At 41.2% G+C, this 21,023-nt stretch carries 14 protein-coding genes; 3 read left to right on the top strand and 11 right to left on the bottom strand.

The features are described from left to right. Positions 1-164: 164 nt before the first annotated feature. From IEW05_RS00975 to IEW05_RS00960, 4 genes are all read right to left on the bottom strand, one after another. Positions 165-1,760, bottom strand: coding sequence for a response regulator transcription factor (locus tag IEW05_RS00975; protein ID WP_188534947.1), 1,596 nt, complete (start codon positions 1,758-1,760; stop codon positions 165-167). Continuing rightward, entirely contained in the window at positions 1,753-3,516 is a 1,764-nt protein-coding gene (locus IEW05_RS00970) for a cache domain-containing sensor histidine kinase (protein ID WP_188534945.1), read from the bottom strand. Before IEW05_RS00970 ends, IEW05_RS00975 begins: the two co-directional genes overlap by 8 nt. A 256-nt stretch (positions 3,517-3,772) precedes the next feature. Beyond that, positions 3,773-4,690, bottom strand: a complete 918-nt coding sequence (locus tag IEW05_RS00965; RefSeq protein ID WP_188534943.1) for an aldo/keto reductase — start codon at positions 4,688-4,690, stop codon at positions 3,773-3,775. A gap of 64 nt (positions 4,691-4,754) precedes the next feature. Then, positions 4,755-5,606 (bottom strand): aldo/keto reductase, encoded by an 852-nt coding sequence (locus IEW05_RS00960; RefSeq protein ID WP_188534941.1) that lies wholly within the window; start codon positions 5,604-5,606, stop codon positions 4,755-4,757. Between the two features lie 119 nt (positions 5,607-5,725). Between IEW05_RS00960 and IEW05_RS00955 the strand changes: the two genes are divergently transcribed. Further along, entirely contained in the window at positions 5,726-6,133 is a 408-nt protein-coding gene (locus IEW05_RS00955) for a MerR family transcriptional regulator (RefSeq protein ID WP_188534938.1), read from the top strand. 75 nt (positions 6,134-6,208) lie between these two features. Here IEW05_RS00955 and IEW05_RS00950 read toward each other — a convergent pair whose 3' ends face one another. Genes IEW05_RS00950 through IEW05_RS00940 form a run of 3 tightly spaced genes read right to left on the bottom strand, consistent with a single transcriptional unit; the run spans position 6,209 to position 12,534 of the window. After that, positions 6,209-9,412: a cohesin domain-containing protein gene (locus IEW05_RS00950; protein WP_188534936.1), complete on the bottom strand. Its 3,204-nt coding sequence runs from the start codon at positions 9,410-9,412 to the stop codon at positions 6,209-6,211. A 20-nt stretch (positions 9,413-9,432) separates the two neighbouring features. Beyond that, complete coding sequence (locus tag IEW05_RS00945) at positions 9,433-10,866, bottom strand: dockerin type I domain-containing protein (protein WP_188534935.1); 1,434 nt, start codon at positions 10,864-10,866, stop codon at positions 9,433-9,435. A gap of 15 nt (positions 10,867-10,881) precedes the next feature. After that, complete coding sequence (locus IEW05_RS00940; RefSeq protein WP_188534933.1) at positions 10,882-12,534, bottom strand: S-layer homology domain-containing protein; 1,653 nt, start codon at positions 12,532-12,534, stop codon at positions 10,882-10,884. 350 nt (positions 12,535-12,884) lie between these two features. Between IEW05_RS00940 and IEW05_RS00935 the strand changes: the two genes are divergently transcribed. Then, positions 12,885-14,234 (top strand): extracellular solute-binding protein, encoded by a 1,350-nt coding sequence (locus IEW05_RS00935; RefSeq protein ID WP_188534931.1) that lies wholly within the window; start codon positions 12,885-12,887, stop codon positions 14,232-14,234. A gap of 119 nt (positions 14,235-14,353) precedes the next feature. On the opposite strand, the gene IEW05_RS00930 is transcribed toward IEW05_RS00935, so the two are convergent. From IEW05_RS00930 to IEW05_RS00920, 3 genes are all read right to left on the bottom strand, one after another. Further along, positions 14,354-14,878, bottom strand: a complete 525-nt coding sequence (locus tag IEW05_RS00930) for a hypothetical protein (RefSeq protein ID WP_188534929.1) — start codon at positions 14,876-14,878, stop codon at positions 14,354-14,356. Between the two features lie 97 nt (positions 14,879-14,975). Next, positions 14,976-15,827, bottom strand: coding sequence for an NAD-dependent epimerase/dehydratase family protein (locus tag IEW05_RS00925; RefSeq protein ID WP_188534927.1), 852 nt, complete (start codon positions 15,825-15,827; stop codon positions 14,976-14,978). Continuing rightward, positions 15,824-16,756, bottom strand: a complete 933-nt coding sequence (locus IEW05_RS00920) for a DMT family transporter (protein ID WP_188534925.1) — start codon at positions 16,754-16,756, stop codon at positions 15,824-15,826. The genes IEW05_RS00925 and IEW05_RS00920 overlap by 4 nt, the downstream gene beginning before the upstream one ends. Positions 16,757-16,897: 141 nt before the next feature. Here IEW05_RS00920 and IEW05_RS00915 point away from each other — a divergent pair, with 141 nt between their 5' ends. Further along, entirely contained in the window at positions 16,898-18,247 is a 1,350-nt protein-coding gene (locus IEW05_RS00915) for an aminotransferase-like domain-containing protein (protein ID WP_188534923.1), read from the top strand. 52 nt (positions 18,248-18,299) lie between these two features. Here IEW05_RS00915 and IEW05_RS00910 read toward each other — a convergent pair whose 3' ends face one another. Next, on the bottom strand, positions 18,300-20,882 hold the full coding sequence (locus IEW05_RS00910; protein ID WP_188534921.1) for a M28 family peptidase: 2,583 nt from the start codon (positions 20,880-20,882) through the stop codon (positions 18,300-18,302). Positions 20,883-21,023: the final 141 nt, after the last annotated feature.

Raw genomic sequence — 21,023 nt, 5'->3', positions numbered from 1 at the left:
ATTTAAGTATAGGGAATAGATTCTTTGAAGTTAATGCACGATACTTCGGAACTCTATCTTATCCAATTCAATTTCAAGCCCCCGGATATCTTTAAAGTAAACGAACTAATTTCTTCTTATCTAATCCTCCGATAAATTAACCTATTCTATTATGTTCCCTTATTTTATTGTTTGAATTTTAGCGGAGGCATGCCTACGATCTTCTTAAATACTCTGCTGAAATATTGCTCGCTGTCATAGCCAACCATTTGTCCAACTTCATAAATCTTATAGTGGGTTGTTCTGAGCAAATCTTTCGCTTTATTAATACGATACTTTGTTAAATACTCGACAACACTTTCCTTTGTCTCTTTACGAAACAAATAACTAAGATAATTCGGCGATATATTTAACTCATCCGCAATAGCTTCCAGAGACACATTGCTTACGTAATGTTTATGGATATATTGTTTGGCTTGATGTATTAATTTCCTTGATTCACCCAATGAGTTAAATATGGCAACCATCGTTTTCTCCAGATGCTCAATCCAGGTGATAAAATCATAGTTCGTATTTAGATGCTCTAGCGATCTATAAGGATCTGAACCCCAAGCCTCTTCTAGCTTTATAGAACTTGCATATTCGTTCAGATAGGTATGAACGGACAGTAGGAGCGTGGAACATAGGCTTTTCAATACATTTTTAGAGATATCTGATGTATGCTTAATCTTTTCAACAAGATGTACAAGACATTCACTCATCTTATCCATCTCAGAGACATGTAAAGTCAATTCAAATTGTTTAATATAATCACTCATATCTGATACAGGCTCTTCGCTTCCTAGTTCATAATTACGAATTCCTTTTTGGACTATGACATGATTAGCATCTTCCAACGCTTCACTATAGCTGGTTTTAATAGAAAGGTATCCTTCTCTTATTTTGGATATCCCCATGAGTCCCCTAATATTTAAATATACTTGTAGCGCTTTCATAATAGCGTTCATGAGTTCAAGCATGTTCTTATCCATTTGATCCATCTCGGCATGGGCAAATATAACCGTAATCTCTTTAGCCTGAGTAAATACAGCATGGGCAAAATGATAGTCTGACACAATCTCAGATACAATATTTTCAACAGCAAATTGAAAAAGATGAATATCATGATCGTTATATTTCTGATAAACATCCATCCCATGAAGCAAAATTACGCCGCACTGGATCCGTTCCTTAGGAAGCCTCATCTCAAGGGCAATTAGCTTGTTATCAATATCCTCTTCTCTATTGCTTCTTCCATGAATGATTTCTTGCAGAAAATTACTTTTGATAATTTCATAATCATTAGCTGATAATTGTTCAACATATGGTTTTTTATTGTTATTTTGCTGCTCCCGCTCGATACTCACTAATTGACTAACTCGATTTAATGTTTCCAGAAGCTTCTCCGGCGTTAACTCTAACTTGAGAAAATAGTCTTTAGCCCCCAGAACAAGTGCTTCTTTTACATAATCAAAATCATCATAGGAACTTAAGACGATAAAAGCCGGTTGCCCTTGAACTAATTCAGCTTGGGTTTTCTTAATTAAATTCAAACCACTCATGACTGGCATTTTAATATCTGTGATGACAATATCCGGTCGCAGCTCCAATATGAGCTCTAGCGCTTTTTTTCCATTCTCTGCTTCACCGACTACTGTAAACCCTTGCTCCTTCCATGGTATTAAAGACTTAATACCAATTCTGGATATCATCTCATCATCAACAATTAGAACTTTAATCATGTCTTTCCTCCAGGGGTAGTTCTATTATCGGTTGCTTTATTTGGACCTTCGTATACACTCCACATTCACTCTCTATAACAACACCATAGGGCTCACCGAATGTTCGTTGTATTCGTTCATGAACATTACGTATTCCAATACTTCCTCTATCATCCTTAGCAGATAGCAGATTCTCTACGATCTCCGGCAGCATACCCACACCATTATCATAAACTTCCAGAATTAAAGCTGCTGATTCTTGATAGATTCGGATCTGTATCGTTCCACGCCCCTCCTTGGGCTCGATGCCATGAAAAATCGCGTTCTCTATGATCGGTTGCAAAACAAACTTTAAAGTTCGATACTCCGTGATGTTTTCTTCAAACCTATATTCAACCTCAAATTTATCGTTATACCGTATTTTCTGGATTTGAATATAATCCTTAATTAGTTCTAGTTCTACTGAAATTGGAATAATTTTATCCTGCATTTTGATTGTATTTCTTAATAATCGACCCAGCACCTCAACAATCTCGCGTATATTGTCGGCCTTCTGAATCATAGCCATCCAACGAATGGAGTTCAACGTGTTATACAAAAAGTGTGGGTTAATTTGGGCTTGTAATGCACGATATTCCGCGTCATTCTTATCTGCCTGCTCACGCAAATTATCTTGGTGCAATCGATCTATACGCTTCATCATATAGTTAAAGCTTTTATTTAATTGTCCGATCTCATCCCTACTATCAATCTCAGTCATGACACTGCTTTCATTCCCACGAACTCGATTCATCGTACTTGCCAGACTTTGAATCGGATTCACAATCCGGGATGTTATGATGAACCATATTAACCCTGACACTAGAAACGATAAAATAAATACAAGGGTAGTCACCTCAAAAATCCTGGAGCTTCCTTGTGTCAAATCCTTCAGCGGAATGGTCTCCACGACATTCCACCCCGTATTCGCAATCGGCACCTTCGCAATAAGACGCTTCACGCCGTTTTGATCGGTAATCGTTGAATAACCTTTGTCCTGAAAATCTAGTTGATTTTCATATAATTGATTAATTTTATTCGGGTCCCGGTTATAAACAATGCGATGCTCTGAATCCAGTAAGAACATATCGTTATTCGGATCATGTTTGGTATTTAACTTATCAAAGAAAAACTGTGCTTTAAAACTCAAAAAAACCACAGCCTTACTTTTCTTATAATCCAATTGCTTAGTCAGTGAGACAACATATGGATTGCGATAATGAAAATTAGCATAATTCTCATGTACTCCTAGCCATACAAGATCACCTTTTGATTGGTCTAGCTTTTGAGTCCAGTCTTGTTGCATCAATTCTTCAACATCCAAGCGCCCTACATCTTCCCCATATCGCAATATCTTCCCGTTATCACCGATCACAACCAAAGATGATATATATGTATACATGTTTGAAGCATAGGCCCAGTCGTCAAATACTTGACTTGCCTTTTTTACGTCAAAAAAGTAATTTACATCGTTTTCATATTTTTCAATAAAAATAGATTCAATCGTATGATTTACCTGCAGTAGATCCATGACCCTTTCCCATTCCCGAATATCGAACTCCAAGGATTGTCCCAAATACGACAAGTTATCCATAAAAGATTCACTTACTCTTTCGGTCAATAATGCTTTGGATATAGAATAAGAACTGATACTGATACATGCCGTTGGTAAAATAATCACGATTAAAAAAGAAATCATAATCTTCGTTTTGATGCTGTTTCTAAAGTACCTAGCCATCTTCCCCTCCAAAACTAAGACATCACAATTCTGGTTAACATTAAATACAATATTCACAAGGTATCATAGATGAAGTCAAAGTTAAACTCTCGTTTCTCACTTACAACCCACCAGATATGTCATAGTATATGGTAATTACTCTATACCTCCCAACAGGAAATAAGGATATCCCCTACAGAATTCATTCGGTAGAGGATATCCTTATTATTAGGACCATAAAGACCTGTTTTGTTACAAATATATATTCCGTATTTCCTTAAGGCAATATATTCCCTGCCGCACGATAAATCTCGTACCATTCCTCACGGGTCAGGCGGATTTCCGATGCCTTGATGCAATCCTTCAGACGATCCACATTCGTTGTTCCAGTTACAGGTTGCATTTGTGCCGGATGACGGAGAATCCACGCAATCGCAATCGTAGTATTAGTCACTCCATATTTACCAGCAATCTCATTAATTTTTGCATTCAGTTCCGGGAATTTGTCATTGTCCAGGAATACTCCTTCAAAAAATCCATACTGGAAAGGAGACCAAGGCTGTATTGTGATATCGTTCAAACGGCAGAAATCTAAAATGCTGCCATCACGATTAACAGCCGCGTCATCGAGCATATTCACATGGATGCCTGCGTCAATCATGGTGGTATTGGTGATGCTAAGCTGCAATTGATTTGCCACGAGTGGCTGCTTCACCGATTTTTTCAGCAATTGGATCTGCATAGGATTCTGATTCGAAACGCCGAAATGGCGGACTTTTCCACTGCTATGAAGTCTGTCGAATGCTTCGGCTACCTCATCGGGCTCAACCAATGCATCCGGGCGGTGCAATAGCAGTACATCCAAATAATCTGTGTTCAGGCGATCCAAAATGCCATCCACGGATTCTAAGATGTGCTCCTTGGAAAAGTCGAACATTCCTCTTCTAATCCCGCATTTGGATTGCAAAATCATCTTTTCCCGCACAGAAGCATTCATGTGAACCGCTTCCGCAAATATTTGTTCACACTCACCTGCGCCATAAATATCCGCATGATCAAAGAAATTAGCGCCTTCATCTAGCGCAGTCTGAACAAAACGCTCCGCATCGGTTTTACTTAAGTTGTTGATCCGCATGCATCCAACTGCAATGACAGGTACTTGCAGATTTGATGTTCCCAATTCAATTGTTCTCATGATTACCATTTCTCCTTTTTATCATTTGTGTAGGCAAGCCTTTAATTAAACGATCGATCCTTGCTTAGAATGTAGCCAAATCAGGATTCAGAGAGTACCCACAGCAACCCTTCAGATCTGCAATAATCTGAACATCCTGTGCAGAAAGCTCGAAATCGAACACTTCGGCATTTTCTTTGATCCGGGACTCCGTCACAGATTTAGGCAACGGTAAGAAGCCCATTTGCAAGCTCCAGCGAATACAGATCTGTGCTATAGTTTTGCCATACTTCTGTGCGATATCCTGCATTTCCTGTACATCAAAGACCGACCCCGTTCCCAGCGGACTGTATGCCTCCAATACAATATTCCGAGCTTTACAGTAGTCTACCACCTCATCCTGAGTATCACCTGGACAAAGCCGGATCTGATTGACCATAGGTGTAATCGTTGCCGTTTTCATAAGCTCATCGATATGACGAGGATGAAAATTACTGATCCCAATGGAACGAATACGTCCAGCGGCATATAATTCTTCAAATGCTTTCCATGAACCCGCATTTGCTTCCTGCCAAGAGTCTCGATATTTAATCGGATTTGGCCAATGAATCAAATAGAGATCAAGGTAGTCCATATCCAGATTCTTCAGCGTTTGTTCAAATGCCTTCATTGTGTTCTCGTAACCATGATCAGGATTATGTAGCTTACTGGTGATGAAGAGCTCTTCCCGTGGGATGCCGCTTTGTTTCACCGCAATACCAACACTTTCCTCATTGCCATAACCCGATGCCGTATCTATGTGGCGATACCCCAACCTAATCGCTTCTTGCACAGCAGTCACAGCGGTTTCTCCATTCGGTGTCTGCCAAGTGCCAAAACCTATACAGGGTATTTGAACTCCATTAGTTAATTGATAGCAATCTTTTAATGAATTCATTAGCGTCTCCTCCTTAGAAATCTTGATAGAACATACTATTACAAAGTATAATCAAATTTTAAACCTTAACGTTAACATGAAGTCAATAATAAAAATAAAAGTTTAGAGGTGTAATTATTATGGATTACTCTATTAAACAAATATCAGAAAAAACAAATTTAAAGGCGCATGTATTACGCTACTATGAAAAAGAGGGACTGTTACCTTGTGTAACCCGGAGTAAAAGTGGCATCCGCCGTTACTCTGAAGACGATTTGGAGTGGATCGGGTTAATTTGCTGTCTCAAGAACACCGGAATGTCTATCAAGCAGATTAAAGATTTTGTGGAGCTTAGCACGCAAGGCGATGAAACACTAAAACAACGGTGTACTCTGCTGATAGAGCATAAAAAAAACGTTGAAATACAAATTACAGAAATGCAAAAACACTTACAGAAAGTTACTCATAAGATTGAACATTTCTCTGCACAATACGAAGAGTATACTTCCCACAATCTAGAATCGGCATGCCCGGAAAAAGTACACTAAATAATCAAAGAAGGCGGTACAGGACCAGCGCCTGCACCGCCTTTTTTTAATTTTCAATTTATTTTTCGCTTACATCTATTCCAATGTTTTCAATACAACCAGTGAAATATCACTAATATCAATGACCCCATCACCATTCAGATCCATCATCATATTACTTTCGTCTAACGCCTTCCCTAATTGCTTCCCTATAAGCGTGATATCTTGAACGTTCACCTGATGGTCTTTGTTGAAATCTTCAACATCGAAAGAGTACTGAACATCAAGAATTACATCTTCAGACAGCATATAAGACAGCTTGGTTACGTCGGCATTCTTGTCAGCAAATAATGACTGCTTAGAAAGTACTATATTTGCCTGTTCTGCAGCCTGCTTCGACTTAAGGGTGATAGTCGCTATGTCCATACTGCCACCCAGCGCTTGATCGCCAAGTTGAGTTGCGATGATGTTGATTCTGCCATTCACGCTATCTTGTTTCCAGCCTAAATAAGCAGTAGATCGAGAACCGAATCCATTAGCCATCTGAACGTCAACTATTTCAAACAGAGCCGGATCAAATTCCAGCGACGCTTGCACAGCATACAGATCAGTAACGTCTTTAGCCTGTAATGTTACGTCAAATGAATCCCGAGCAGATATTTCACCAGCGCCTTTCAATTGCAGAGTACCTGGTGATTGTCCCTCAAAGGTTACATGATCATAGTATCCAATCATCATATTCCAAGCTGATGAATACATGGCAATCCGCGCAAATGCTGCTTGCTCAGGAGCAACTCCAGTTGCTGAGATATCAACCCATTCTTTTTGCGGCATACCTTTGATCACCGTACCCGCTGCCGTGCTGATCCGAGTACCGGATTTATCATAGAAATATAATATAATGCCTGAATCATCTGTTCTTGTTCCTTCTATAAGTCCTTGCTCAATATAGAGCTTCGCAGATGCTGTATATTCGCCACTACGAACAACCGGAATAGGATCACTTAGATAGCTACCGGTTCCCGGGCTGCCTTGTGCTGTGTCGATGACCTTTAGGCTCTGACCCGGTTCTCCGCAGTAACTTTGCTCACTCGAAAGACTAAACTCAGTCACTGTAGTCGTGTAAGCATTGCTCCAGCCTGGAATAGATCCATCCGCATTTAGCGGCTCTTCAAAGCATCCATTTCTCACTGACGTCTTGGTGCTAGTAGATTCGGATATAGGAATCATCATCAATTTTGTGTCATCTGTATAGTAAATTTGTTCATGCCCTTCAGCGTCCTTTGCAAGTGTCATGAACTTCATTTCAAAATTGCTTGGCGTAAGCGAACGATGCTCCATCGTTGCTGTATCCACAACCGTCATCCGATTCGCAAGTCCGATATAGAGGAGACCGTCCTCACCCCAACGGGAGTAATAAGGACGCCACATCCCGTAATCTTTTACATCAGAATAGATATTTTTCTGCTTAACGATAGAGAGATCATCTGGGCTCAAAGCGAAGAGAATTCCGTCGACACCACCATATAGCAAACCGTCTTCACCAAATGTTAAGCCACTAATCATACGATGTGTACCAAGCCCTGTCAGTGCTGTTAGCTGAGTATGCATCGTCATTTTTTTCTGCGCTATATCCCATACAAAAACCTCTGGGTTATTCGTTGGTGGCGTTGTGTTTGAACCGCCATATTTAGTTGTTGAACCATAAATCTTGCCATCCTTATAAGCAAGGCCAACGATACTATGATCTTTAATAATATCGCGATAAACCTGCTTATCTCCAGTAGCCAAATCATAGATCGTCAGTGCCCCGCCTAGTTCACCATAGTCCGGGATTGTACCAATAATCAACTTACCGTCGGCATATTCCATCTTATAAGGTCTGTCTTGACCTGATCCGATTTGGAATATCTCCTTAGGTTCAGTCAATTTCCCGCCGGTAATGTCTACCTCATAGATGTGACCGCCTGGATACACTCCGTAATAAACCTTATTACCAACAGATACGATACCTTCCGCTTGCCCGATCAAGAAGTTAGTTGACTCATTCGTTGTTGGGTCAAATACGCCACCAACTCCACCTGGATAAGCCGTCATATAGAGACGTCCATCCGTCCCACGCTCCATATTGTGAATAGGAATCGGTCCGCCTTTAGCAACAACGCCAGGCAAATCCTTACGTATACCATTCTTCACATCAAGGGCTGATAATTTACCGTTAGCTTGAATCGTTACGATCGTACGATCTGGAGTTAATTCAGGAATCCCCATATCAACCCAAGCTGCTCCCCGTAGCGATGTTCCAAAGCTAATCCCTGTATTTCTCGTATCTAGAGTTGTTAAATCAACTTCCACAATTCCTCCGTGAGCAGGAATATACGCCTTGCCATCTGCAACAGGGATCTGGTTGTAGCTCATCACTCCCCTTTGGCTCACGGGGTCAACACCTATATATTTGTGTTCCCACTTCTGTTCATCTAGATTGTAAATCACCATCGTCAAGCCTACTTCCCCGCTTGCTTTGACGAATAGATACTTATCCACTACAGCCATATCATAGGCAAACTCCATCTTTTCATGAGCGACACCTAGAATTCCTGGTACCTCAGCAGAAATGACTTCCTTAACACCAGTTTCTACGTTTACCTTAACAACATCGAACGGAAGTCCCATCCCAGCATAGATATATCCATCGTCATATGCCATCGAGCGAATATAATTGCGACCAGCTAGCACGGTTCCATAATCCTTTAATTCTGTTGTCTTCGGATTATATCTATACAACTTACCATTGTCATAGGTACCAATATACACGTTCCCCGCTGGATCGGTCGTCATGGACCATACCGACTTTTCACTTCCAATCCCCTTCAACTTCTGGACCGTTTTGGTAACAGGTGAGTAGCTCCACAGCTCTCCTGTATTCGATGATGTAATTGCACCAATATAGACAGTTCCATCCGGTGCAATGATATGTCTCCACGATTGAGCTACACCCTTAAGCTCGAAATATCGAATTAGCTCATTATTCTTCACGTCAATAACATTAAACACTGACGGAGTTGTCGATGCTGTCGTGTAGAGAACATCCCTTCCATCTTCAGTGCCCATCACTCCATCATTGATCGATGTCGAACGAATCGGATATCCAAGGTCAACAGGTGTACCATACTTTGTTTTGGACAATGGACTAGCTTGCTCCGAAGCTGCCTGCGCCCCTACCGGCAATAGCAAGCTCAGCCCCAGCGAGAAGATAAGTAATAAAGTCAGCGAACGATTTCTCATACCGCGTAGTATCATAGAGCGTACCCTCCTTCGTTCTAATTCAGCAATTTCGACAGGATCGCATCGGTCAGTGCTACGACATCCGCTTGATCAATTCTGCCGTCATTATTTAAATCATACATCCAGTTATCATTGGTCACCATGCGATCCACTAGCTTCGCTACAACCATTACATCAAAAAGATCGACCTTACCATCACCATTTACATCAAGAGATGCTCTACGAATATAAGTGCTTGATCTCTCATCTGCTGCACCGATATACATCTTATTGTTCTCAACTGCATCTACATCCTGTACGCCAGAGCTTTCTAGCAGTGTAACATCCACTTGCGGCGCTTCACTTAATACCCTAAATGTAACATTCAATACTTGCTTATCATCATTAACAACAGAACCCTCTGGTTTGGATACCTCAAATTTAAGAACGCCTGCATCATTGCTCATATCCAGTGTTGCAGCTCCACCTGTATTGAACTCATCTGCTACAACTGCATTGATAACCTCTAGAACCGATGGGTCATAAGCCAAGCTACCTTGAACCGCCTGAACATTCATCCCACGGCTCAGTAAGACTTTTGCTTCTAACTGTTGGTTTGCTAGAATACCCGAAGGCATTTGTAGATGCAGTGTGCCTGGTGCTGCACCCTCTTGAGGTGAAGTCAAAGTAAAGTCATCATAGAATGCGCCTGATTCAGCCGTAAAATAGTTAGAGATGGATGCCGCCATTCTTGCGTATACTGCATTAGCTGGAGCAGTACCCGTGACAGTTACTCGTGTCCAGGACCCAACGGTTCTTAAATGAACGATATTGGCTCCATCCTTATCTGTATTTACCTGTTTACCTGTCTCATCATAGAAACGAAGCACCAAGCTCGCTCCTGCTGCGTTCCCAGCATTCGGGGCAATATACATCATCGCCGAGCCATTATACTCATAGCCTGGCGTTACTGTACGTTGATCACTTTGCAAATAGATTGGTAATGTATTGGACTTATCCACCAGCTTAAGACTGGAGTTGCCATAATAACGTACATCCTGGGTTACTTCATATGAAGTGCTGTCATTTGCAGTAAAAAACATACTCCACCCTGGAACCGTACTGCCCGCTCCCATCTCAAAGTCATGATTAAAGAGTGGTTCATTACGATAGACCGTTTGAGTAACCGTGACCTCCGGATCCGTAGCACCCTCAAGCTGGTCTGTCTCCTCTTCCTCCAAAGTCGGTTCTTCAACAGCAGACTCTTCATTTGGATCGTCAACCGATTCGTCATCCGGATTGGTATTTGGTTCTTCATTCGGAATGGTAGCCGAGTCTCCTATCTGTTCATCAACAACCATGTCTTCTATGTTAGTCGTAGAAGCTTGGACTGGACCAGGAACGAACACCAGTGTTTGCAGTACCATCAATAACGCTAATGCTGCGATCCCTCCAACTCTCCAAGTCTTCTTTAATTTGGAGTTTAGCATAAGTATTTCTCCTCCTTATTTCGCATACTGAAGCATTTTCCAAATAAACACTGCCGTATCTGCTCGGTTAGACGACTGTTTCGGTACAAACTGGTTTTGACCCGTTCCCGACACGATATTCATACCTCTTGCGCTAATGACGGATTCCTTCGCCCATCCGCTAATGGCCTGATCATCTTCAAATTGCTCGCCGGTAGTCTGCATATTGTCAGCAGGAGCCAACCCTAGACTTTCCAATGCTTTCATCACAATAACCACCATTTGCTCGCGAGTCACAGGATCATTAGGTCTGAATGTACCGTCACCAAAGCCATTGATAATTTGAAGTTGCTGTAACGTTTCAACGTATCCGTAATACCATTCATTCGTTCGTACGTCAGAATACGTGGCTCCCCCACCGCTCGAAGTGACAACCTGATCCTGTAAAAGCGCTCTCACAATCATGGAAGCGAATTCGGCACGGGTTACTTGTTTACTAGGCGAGAATATTGACTCCGAGGTTCCATTCAAAATATGCTTCGCCGTCAACACCTCAGTCGCATAACGAGCTTCCGCATAGATTTCCGTCGTATCCTCATATTTCTTAATGAATTCCATCACGCGATAAGTTCCTGCCTGCTGAACTCCGATGGTAAATTCATTGGTTTGTGCTTGATGAATGGCGCCCCATATATACTCCCATGCGCCCGTATCTTCGTTAAGACGATATACGCCTAGCTTATTTACATCACGTCCATCCAGCGAATATCCCATAAATGCTCGTAGATTGGTCTGCTCGATTTCTGGAAGTTTCATATTCAATTTAGACAGTGATTCTTTAATGCCTTGTATAAGTGCATTTCGTGTATTCACATCGTCAGATGTAATTACATAGGTTTCATTCGTACCTGAACCCTCCTTGGTGACGGGTACCTGAGAAATTCCATCAAGGATTGTCCCTGCGGTTTTCAACAATACATCCTTATCCGCAGAGTTTGGCTCTGAATTTAACCCATTAAGTAGGGACTGTAACTTACCAGCAGCACGTAAAGGATCTTTTTCCTGTAAAAGAGCGTCGGTTTCTTGTTTCATATTCTTGCTTGGACTTGGAGCTATATTGGATCCGGTCTGTCCTGAGCCAGAACCGCTATCTGGAGCCTTGTCGATCTGCTTCGCAATTTTAATCGTTAACCCTGCACCTAAATCGGATGTAAGCACTTTCAAATCTTTGTATCCTTGTGTATTCGTCAACCTTTCACTACTTACAGCTTTAACACGAGTCACTTCTACTACTGTATCTTTTTCTTTAAGTGCTCTAAACGTTATTTCTACCAAGCGAACAGTGGATTGCTGATTGACCAGCAATTGCTTTCTTACTAGAGGAATGTAAAGCTCGCCCATATCAACATGATTTACATATGCACCAAAATCATCATACGCGTCACCTTCTTTGACCTCTAACACCTGCAAGGCTTGGGGTTCGTACGTTAATGTCACTTCAGCTCCGAATAGATCAGTGAACTGTTCCCCATTGACTTGCACCTTCACCGTATCTCCAACACGAACACTATTAGAATTACTGCTTAATGTAATCTGAGAACCCGTAGCTGCCTTAACGTTCGTACTTCCGAAAGTAAATAACGATGAACTCAATAGGATCAGGCATAGGGCGAACATCATTTTTTTCATCCTTACATCTCCTTTCTTCGAATCAAACATTGAATTCTCATGTTGAAGAATAACAGTTATGAACCAGATATGAACATACAAAATACTCCAAAAAGCTATAAATTCCAACAAAACCTCCTTTTTTATAGCATATTCACAGAAAAACCCCCTGTTTCCCTCGAACGCAACCAGCGTTATATTGCTTATCTGGTTCATAGTAGATTATAATCAGCATATAAAATGATGTCAATCGATATTTGAAAGCCCTTACAAATAAAAGCAACACTTTATGTCCTATGTGAATTGAATATTTTGATGCTATAATAGATTGTTGGATAATAAGGCATTTATTGGATTAGAGGTGTTTGGAGATGACAGATAGACCGCGACGTTCTACATTTAGAAAACGCTATGAGGAAATGATGATCACATTAAGAAACGAAATCATTACAGGAATTTGGGAGGAAGGGAGCTACTTACCCTCCGAATTTGATATAGCCGAGCGATTTGAATTAAGCAAAAACTCCGTCCGAAAAGGACTAGATCTTCTTGTCTCCGAGGGATTCATTGAAAAAATACCGCGGATTGGCAACCGTATTCTAAAGTCGCCTATGGGAGTAACGATTAAATTCGGATATTATCAATCTCTATTAGATGAAGCTGATCTTAAATCCTTGATTGATGAGTTTCATAAGCAGCATCCACTTATCCGAATCAATATGGTCCCGATGCCCCTTAACCATATACACCCAACAATGAGAGACTACATGGAGTCAGAAGATATAGATGTAATGTCCATTAATAATCAAAACTTTGAGCTATTCATTAACCCTGATGGTCCGCCTGACCTGCTTGAACCGTTGCAACAGGAAGAGGGAATCTATCCGATTTTAACTGAACCTTTTATGCGCGATGGCATACTATACGTTCAGCCCTTCTTGTTCTCACCCGTCATTCTTTGTTACAATAAGCAGCATTTTGCTGCAAATCATGTTCCAGAGCCTGACAGCAGTTGGACGTGGGATACGATTAAAAAAGTAGCGAAACAGCTTTCGAATGGGAGTGATCATTACGGATTCTTCTTCCATTTTCTTTCCGATAACCGTTGGCCAATTTTCTTATTGCAGAATAACGTCCGCTTTAATCGAGGGAGCGATACTACCAAGCAACTGGAACTTGATGAATCCGCACTTCAAGAGAGCCTTCAAGTATTAATGGATTTGCTGGAGCAAGTCTTTCCACCGTTCATATCGGAAAATGATGACGATGCAGAGATGTTATTTTGTCAACAGAAGGTCTCCATGATCTTGACATCTTACTTTTGCCTGAATATGATTAAGGACGTTGATTTTGCCTATGACATTTCCCCATTGCCTTATCTTGGTACCCCAAAAACCTTGCTTATCGTGATCGGACTTGCCGTCAATAAGCATTCCAAGAATAAGCAGGCAGCGCAAACCTTTATTAATTACTTGATGTCTCACGAGACCCAGCTCAAAATTAGACAAAATACACTAAGCATCCCTAGTCTTAAGAGTGCAGCCGAATGGGATGGACAAGGAGACATTAAGCAGCCTTCACGCTATTTCGTATACCGGGAGACCTTCCCAAGCTTCGGTTACCATACAGCACTTAACGTAACGTACTCGGAACTTGGAGACATCCGCCAGCGAATTAAACTATACCTATCCAAGATGGAAGGTTTAGATGTGTTTTCTTGATCTCGTTACAACCATATAACAAAGACACCGCTATGAACCAAAAGGACTCTATTTGTCCAGAGAGCTCATAGCGGTGTCTTTTGTTTGGAAACTTTATAACTTATACGTAAAGAAGAACCCTACATAGCATCGCTTCTAATAATAAATGCATATTCACTCTCATTATCTCCCCAGGTACATACCAATTGAAAACCTCTAATCGAAGCGCCAGGTTCGTAATCTGAACTGTTAGAGCTCAAGCCTGTAGCGAAATTTGTACCTAGAACAAAAGAACCCTTTTTATTGTTCAATTGAAACGGGATGGTCTGGATCTCTTTATCGGTATATTTTGCATTTCCGTTTGAATCTAGCACATAGTCTAGCAATTTTATAGCGTCTGGAGCAGTGCCTTTAAATTGGATATGGAATTCTTCATTTAAGCGAATATAAGGAAGATCGGATACGGATGTGTTCTTCATAATACTATGGAATGTACCTTCTCTATCGTACATAGTACCGTTCCATTGGTTTAGTCCAACCACATACTCTATTGACGTATCACCAGTAGTAATTTTAATTTGAGGAGGTTCCGACATTTTAGTATTACATCCAGACAACAGAATAATGAATACAACGAATAAAGATGATAGTACAAGATTTTTCATTTTGTTTCTCTCCTTTATCTATGCTCCTACCTTCTATAAAAAGTATAGCTTATTCATTACTAGATGCCAATTTTTGGTCGGTAACTTCCTTCTTATTTTATGTCAATTCCCTCCTGAATCCTTCACGCCAAGAAGCATATTGAGGTTCCCAACCACATGCTAATGCTTTGCTATTTGAAGCCCCCCGTTCACCTCTACTACTTCCACTCTGATAAGTGGGAACTGCTGCGCCTAAGAAGTTAGCATAAATGGGTAACCACTCCCTTTCTGGTGCGGGTTCATTGTCCACAATGTTGTATATGCCCGTTGGCCAATGAAGCGCAAGATGCGCTCCACTAGCTGCATCGTTCACATGAACGAAGGAACTTATTCCATCTGTCGCGACCAGTTCACTTCGTCGTACTTGCTCAGCAATATAACCATCTGATGCGTACCAGGTACCAGATCCATAAAATTTGCCGTAGCGTAAAATAACATGCTCTGGTATTTCCGCAACCGTGCTCTCTAAAGATTGGATTCCTTCGATCGTTGTTAATCTTGGTAAAGGAGCTCCGATATCAAGAGGCTCATCTTCCTTAGCCAATCCTTCCCCAGGAGCATAAGCCCAAGAGATACTCTGCGCAATCATCTTGCGGACACCAGCAGCTAAGGCTGCATCTACGAGATTACGCGTTCCTTCCTTCCGAATATTGGCATTGTCTACAAAGTTACGAGCACTTAGGGCCGTCAGTTGATGAATAATGATTTCTGGCTGAGCTTCCTTTATGATTTCAAACACTGCTTCTCGGTCAAATACATCTACCGTTACGGGGAGACCTCTCATATTCTTAATCGCCGGAATATAATCCGGATTTCGGATCAATCCCGTAACCTCATGCCCTGCTTGGACTAACATGGGCACAAGTAGTCTTCCTACGATGCCACTTGCTCCTGCTACTACGATCCTCATCCAGCTTTGACCCCCATTTTAATCTCAGATTTGTTACGTTCCCGATAATTAACTCCAAATACACCGGCAATAATGAATGCTGCACCGATGATATGATAATACCCAAGCTGCTCGTTCATAAAGATAACTCCTGCTAATATGGAAATGAGGTTACCCAGATTCACAAACATGCTCATACTGGTGGCCTCAAGCTTAGACAACACGTAATTGGATAATAATGAAGAAACTAACGATGATAAGATACCGATATACGCAATGGAAATGATAAACTGCGGATGGCTTAAAGGTTCAATGAATTGGTACATCGTCCCAGATATCGCATGTTTAGTAATCGATATTGCATTAAAGCTGACACATCCGAACAGCATCATCACATAACTCATTTGAATTGCGGTAAATCCATCTCTTAGGGACCTAGCAACAACCCCATATATGGATAGTAACAATGCTGACAAGAGTAGTAGAAATATTCCTAACACACTTGTCCCCTGCGCTGAAGCCCCGCCCATCACAATAATGTAAATCACCCCACCTACCGAACATAGCACAGATAGTTTCTGTACCCCATTCGTTCTCTCTTTCAGAAAGACTGTGGCAAGAATCAGCGTAAAGATCGGTGATGAAGCAGATATAATCCCTCCAATTGAGGAAGTTGCATGTGTAAGACCAAAAGCTTGAACCCCGAAGAACGCTGTAGGATATACCAGTCCGAGTGGCAACAAGCGAAGCCAATTGCGACCCTTCATGTCTAATTTGATCCATCCTGCTAGTATAGGAATACCTAAAGCTACAAAGGAAATCGTAAACCGAAAAGCAACGGTATCGATGGGATCGGCGAATTTCAGAGCTATCTTCGTAAATAAAAAGGAAAAACCGATAATAAGTGCGTATAATAAAGCCAATAGATAGACCTTTCTTTGTCCCGTCATTCTCTAATTCCCACCTTTCTGAACCTTAAGAATAAAAGCTGGCCAGCTTGTTGAGTTCAGCATACGGCTTTCGGAATAACCTTACAATCTAAACATAAACAAACTGTACCGGTACAATTTGATGGTCAGGAGTGAAGTCATATGAAGGAATATACGAAAGTAATGAACGAAATTGAGCGGCAAATTGAGGACGGTGTCTTCCGCGGAGGCCAGAAGCTTCCGTCTATTCGCCAATTGTCTGAGCGGTATTCCTGTAGCAAAAGTACGATCATTCGTGCCTATTCCGAGCTAGAGAAACGGCATCTCGTCTATTCCATCCCGCAAAGTGGATATTATGTCGTACTGAAAAAAGTTGATTCCGAGCAAACTGCAGGACACTCCGTCATCGATTTTTCGTCCGCAGCTCCCGATCCTGAATTATTCCCTTATTTAGATTTTCAGCATTGTCTCAACAAAGCCATCGATATGTACAGAAGTCATTTATTTACTTACGGAACGCCGCAAGGTCTGCCATCGCTGCTTAACGTCCTATGTAAGCATCTTGCTAACCATCAAGTGTTCACGTCGCCTGAGCACATTATGATTACTTCGGGTGTGCAGCAAGCACTCGCAATTCTAACTACGATGCCATTCCCGAGCGGTAAACAGACCGTACTACTAGAGCAACCAAGCTATCATCTGATGATCCAGCTAATGGAATGCTACAATATCCCGGTTAAAGGCATTACACGGTCAGAAAGTGGAATAGATCTAAATGAGCTAGAACAACTCTTCCGCACAGGTGATATCAAAATGTTCTATACGATTCCCCGGTTCCACAATCCACTCGGAACGTCTTATTCGGAGAAAACAAAAAAAGCGATTGGCGAGTTAGCCAAGCGCTATGACGTGTACATCGTAGAGGATGATTATTTATCTGACATGGAGACCGACACCAAATCTGATCCGATCTATGCCTATGATTCATCCCATGTCATATATCTTAAAAGCTATTCCAAAATCTTATTCCCTGGGCTCAGAGTAGGTGTTGCGGTCCTCCCTCCAGCTCTACGTGAGACGTTCAGTGTGCATAAACGCTTGTCCGATATTGATAGCTCCATGCTCTCGCAAGCTGCACTAGAAATCTACATTCAAAATGGAATGTTCGAACGCCGTAAGCAAAAAATAAAGACAACCTATCACAACCGAATGCTAAAATTGAACCACGCATTGGATACGTTCAATGATACAGAGGATATTCACCATGCCCGGATTCGCTCAGGGGTGCATACACATCTTCTATTACCGGAAACATTGCACGTACCTACTTTGCTAAAAAGATTAAGCAAACAGAGGATTATTTTAAAAGAGATAGAGCCCTCTTATCTCCCTTCATTTGAGAAACAACAATCTATGTTGAAGCTAAGTATTACAAAAGTGGCCATGGATCAAATTGAGGAAGGAATTAGCACACTTTTCACAGAAATCAACAAAATGCGCCGCCTGAGTTGATCTTAACCAAAAAAAGAGAGGATCGCCCTCTCTCTTTCTTTATTTCAGACCTCTATTTTATAATCTTTGCTAACTCATCCATGTTAATATCGATAAAGTTATTCTCGTTATTATCGAAGATATTCATCGTGAGATTGTTAACTTTCTTCAGATCATTGATTGGGACTGTTACTTTTAATGTGGATGTCCCTGCTTTGATCACATCTCTTACATTCAGGTTTGAGCCATTGGGTGGATCAAATAATAGAAAGGAACGTTTCTTTTTACTTGTATATGAGATAGAGAAGATCGCATTCGTCCCATTTTTTGTAGCTGAGATGGAGGTAACAAGTAAGTCCTGACTTGTCATATTGGTAGTAGCAAGTCCACCTTTGACCGTCGTTAATTGGTTACTTGATTCAGTCCCCCCTATGTCTCCTGCAGACTTCTGATTGATCGGCAAATCGTAAGGACTCATCTTAAATGAAGGAACTTTAACCTCTTTTCCATGGAACCAGTCATACCAACCTTCTAAAAATTTGCCGAAATCCACACCAAGTGTCTCTTGAACGATATCTTTAAGTGGTTTATCGTGCTCCGTATACATGCGATATGCAAACTCCCGACCCTTCTCCTCGTTATACATGTTGTAGATATAGAAAATAAGACTTGCCGTTTGGTTGTATGTTGTATCTAATTCCTTTCCTGGTTCAAGCTTCGAAACATAATGATCCCAGCTCATCTCGGAAAGTGGCTTCTGGAGAAGTCCTTCAAGAGAAGATCGAAGAACTTTATATCCCATTTCTTTAGATTCGTAATTATTAGCATGACCTTGGATTTCTTGAACCTCCGTTTTAAACCAGTTGCCATACCCCAGGTCCATCAGTTTATAAGTCGCCAAATTATGATTAAGTTCATGATAAATCGTGCCAAGTGAGTCGACCATATTCTGCATCATACCCGGTAGATAAACAACACTAATGCTATGATTATCTGGGCTTTGAAGCGCCCCTGACGTCTTATTCTGAGGCTCCGGTGATCGATGTGCTGTAGCCCAGTTATCCTCGTAACTGTTTGTATAATAGACTTTGATGCGCCCGTTATCTTGGGGGAAATAATTCCACCAAGCAATGTTCTCGTAAACTCGGTCTATTTTCTTTGCAAGCTCTTCCGGCTTTGTCCAACGATCCGTTTCATAATAAATATCGAAATACTTTGTTGAGAAGAACTTCATTTTATGACCAACTTCAGGTACAAATACCATGCCTTGATCATCTGGTTGGACCGTTGATGGTTTCATATAAATAGCATACTGAGGGTCATTCATGAACTGATCGGCGATAATTTGAATCGTATTCATATGCTTCTTCAGAACTGGTACGTTAATTGCTTCAGCTGTGTCCTTTAATGTGTCGATGGAATCAGCACCTCTAAAGAATGCATTCGGAATAGCTTTCGATTCAAAGATTGGATTGTTAAAATTATATAATTCACTGATCCCATTCTCCGTGTAAGCCACATCCACATTTTGTTTCAGGTATGTTTCAATGGGACTTTTGTCAGTTGCAGTTGCATATAACTTCTGATTCTGCTTCATTCCACCTAGATCGTATAGATTGAAGAAACCAATGATTTTTGTAGCCGAGGTAGATTCATAGTTCTTCATAAATGCTTTGATCCCGTCACGATTCGTTGTTTCGCTGCCAATAACAGCAAACACAATGTTCGTTGCCGGTTGATGCTCTTTATAATATTGTGCCAATGATAATACCGCTGCTACACCACTAGCGTTCATGCTGGCTGCGCCAAAGGTTGCTCCATTGGGAATATAACCTAACCCATCTAATGTAGCGCTTATGATCAGAGTCCGGTGGGTATCTTTGCCTGGAATCATAGCTATAACATTTTGTGAGTCTACCGTTGGTTTTCGATCGATTGCAACCTGAATATCTACCTGTTTCGATAATTTGTCTCCGGTATTCAAATTCGCCGTGCCGAACAAATCTTTCCGAACATAGATAGAAACAATGCCAGTATCTGAGCCGTTTAGTGGTCGTTCATATGATTGAATAGGATAAAAAGCGGTTGGCAATAACAGTACTGCTTTTGCCCCCTTTTGCTTCAACAATGCGATACGATCAGCTACACCTAGTGCCTTGTCTGGCTTTATATCTGAATCCATTAAGACGATCTGTTTCGTCACATTGATGGATGAAAGATCCTCGGGGTAACCTTTGCCTACGAAGATCACCGAATTACCTTTAATGGTACCTGAGCCACTTTGTCCATGCGGTTTAAAGTCTTCCATTATCGAAAGTGGTTTTCCATCTAATGTCATATTGGGTTTCTCTTTGAATGTGCCAAGACTCGTTGTATAGCTCATTACATGCTCCTTACCCAATGGAGCGATACCTAGTTTATTAAACTCTTCTTTTATGTAGTTGGCGGCTTGCTTATATTGGAGAGTCCCTGGCACTCTTCCTTTGTATTTTGCATCTGAAAGTTCTTTTATAACCGAATATATCTCGAAACCTTTTCCCGCCGAGCCCTCGGCAGCGTGAGCATAATTTGGCAGCGTGATGCTCACAATTAAACTCATTAATATAAACAACTTACCCGCCAGAAGGAGACTGCTCCTCCTATTTCCTTTTGTCAAAATAATCCCTCCAATATTCCCATCCCATGTTAGTTTAGGGCGAAGATTCGTCCCGATAGGTTAATTCCATATATACGCAGAAAATACCTTTATTCGACATCCGGTTATATTCGCATAAAAAAAGAGAGGTTCGCCCTCTCA

The organism is Paenibacillus segetis, from assembly GCF_014639155.1.
GTDB classification, from domain to species: Bacteria; Bacillota; Bacilli; order Paenibacillales; family Paenibacillaceae; genus Fontibacillus; species Fontibacillus segetis.
Note: the sequence above shows the minus strand (reverse complement) of the source record. Positions and strands in the feature narration are given on the sequence as shown.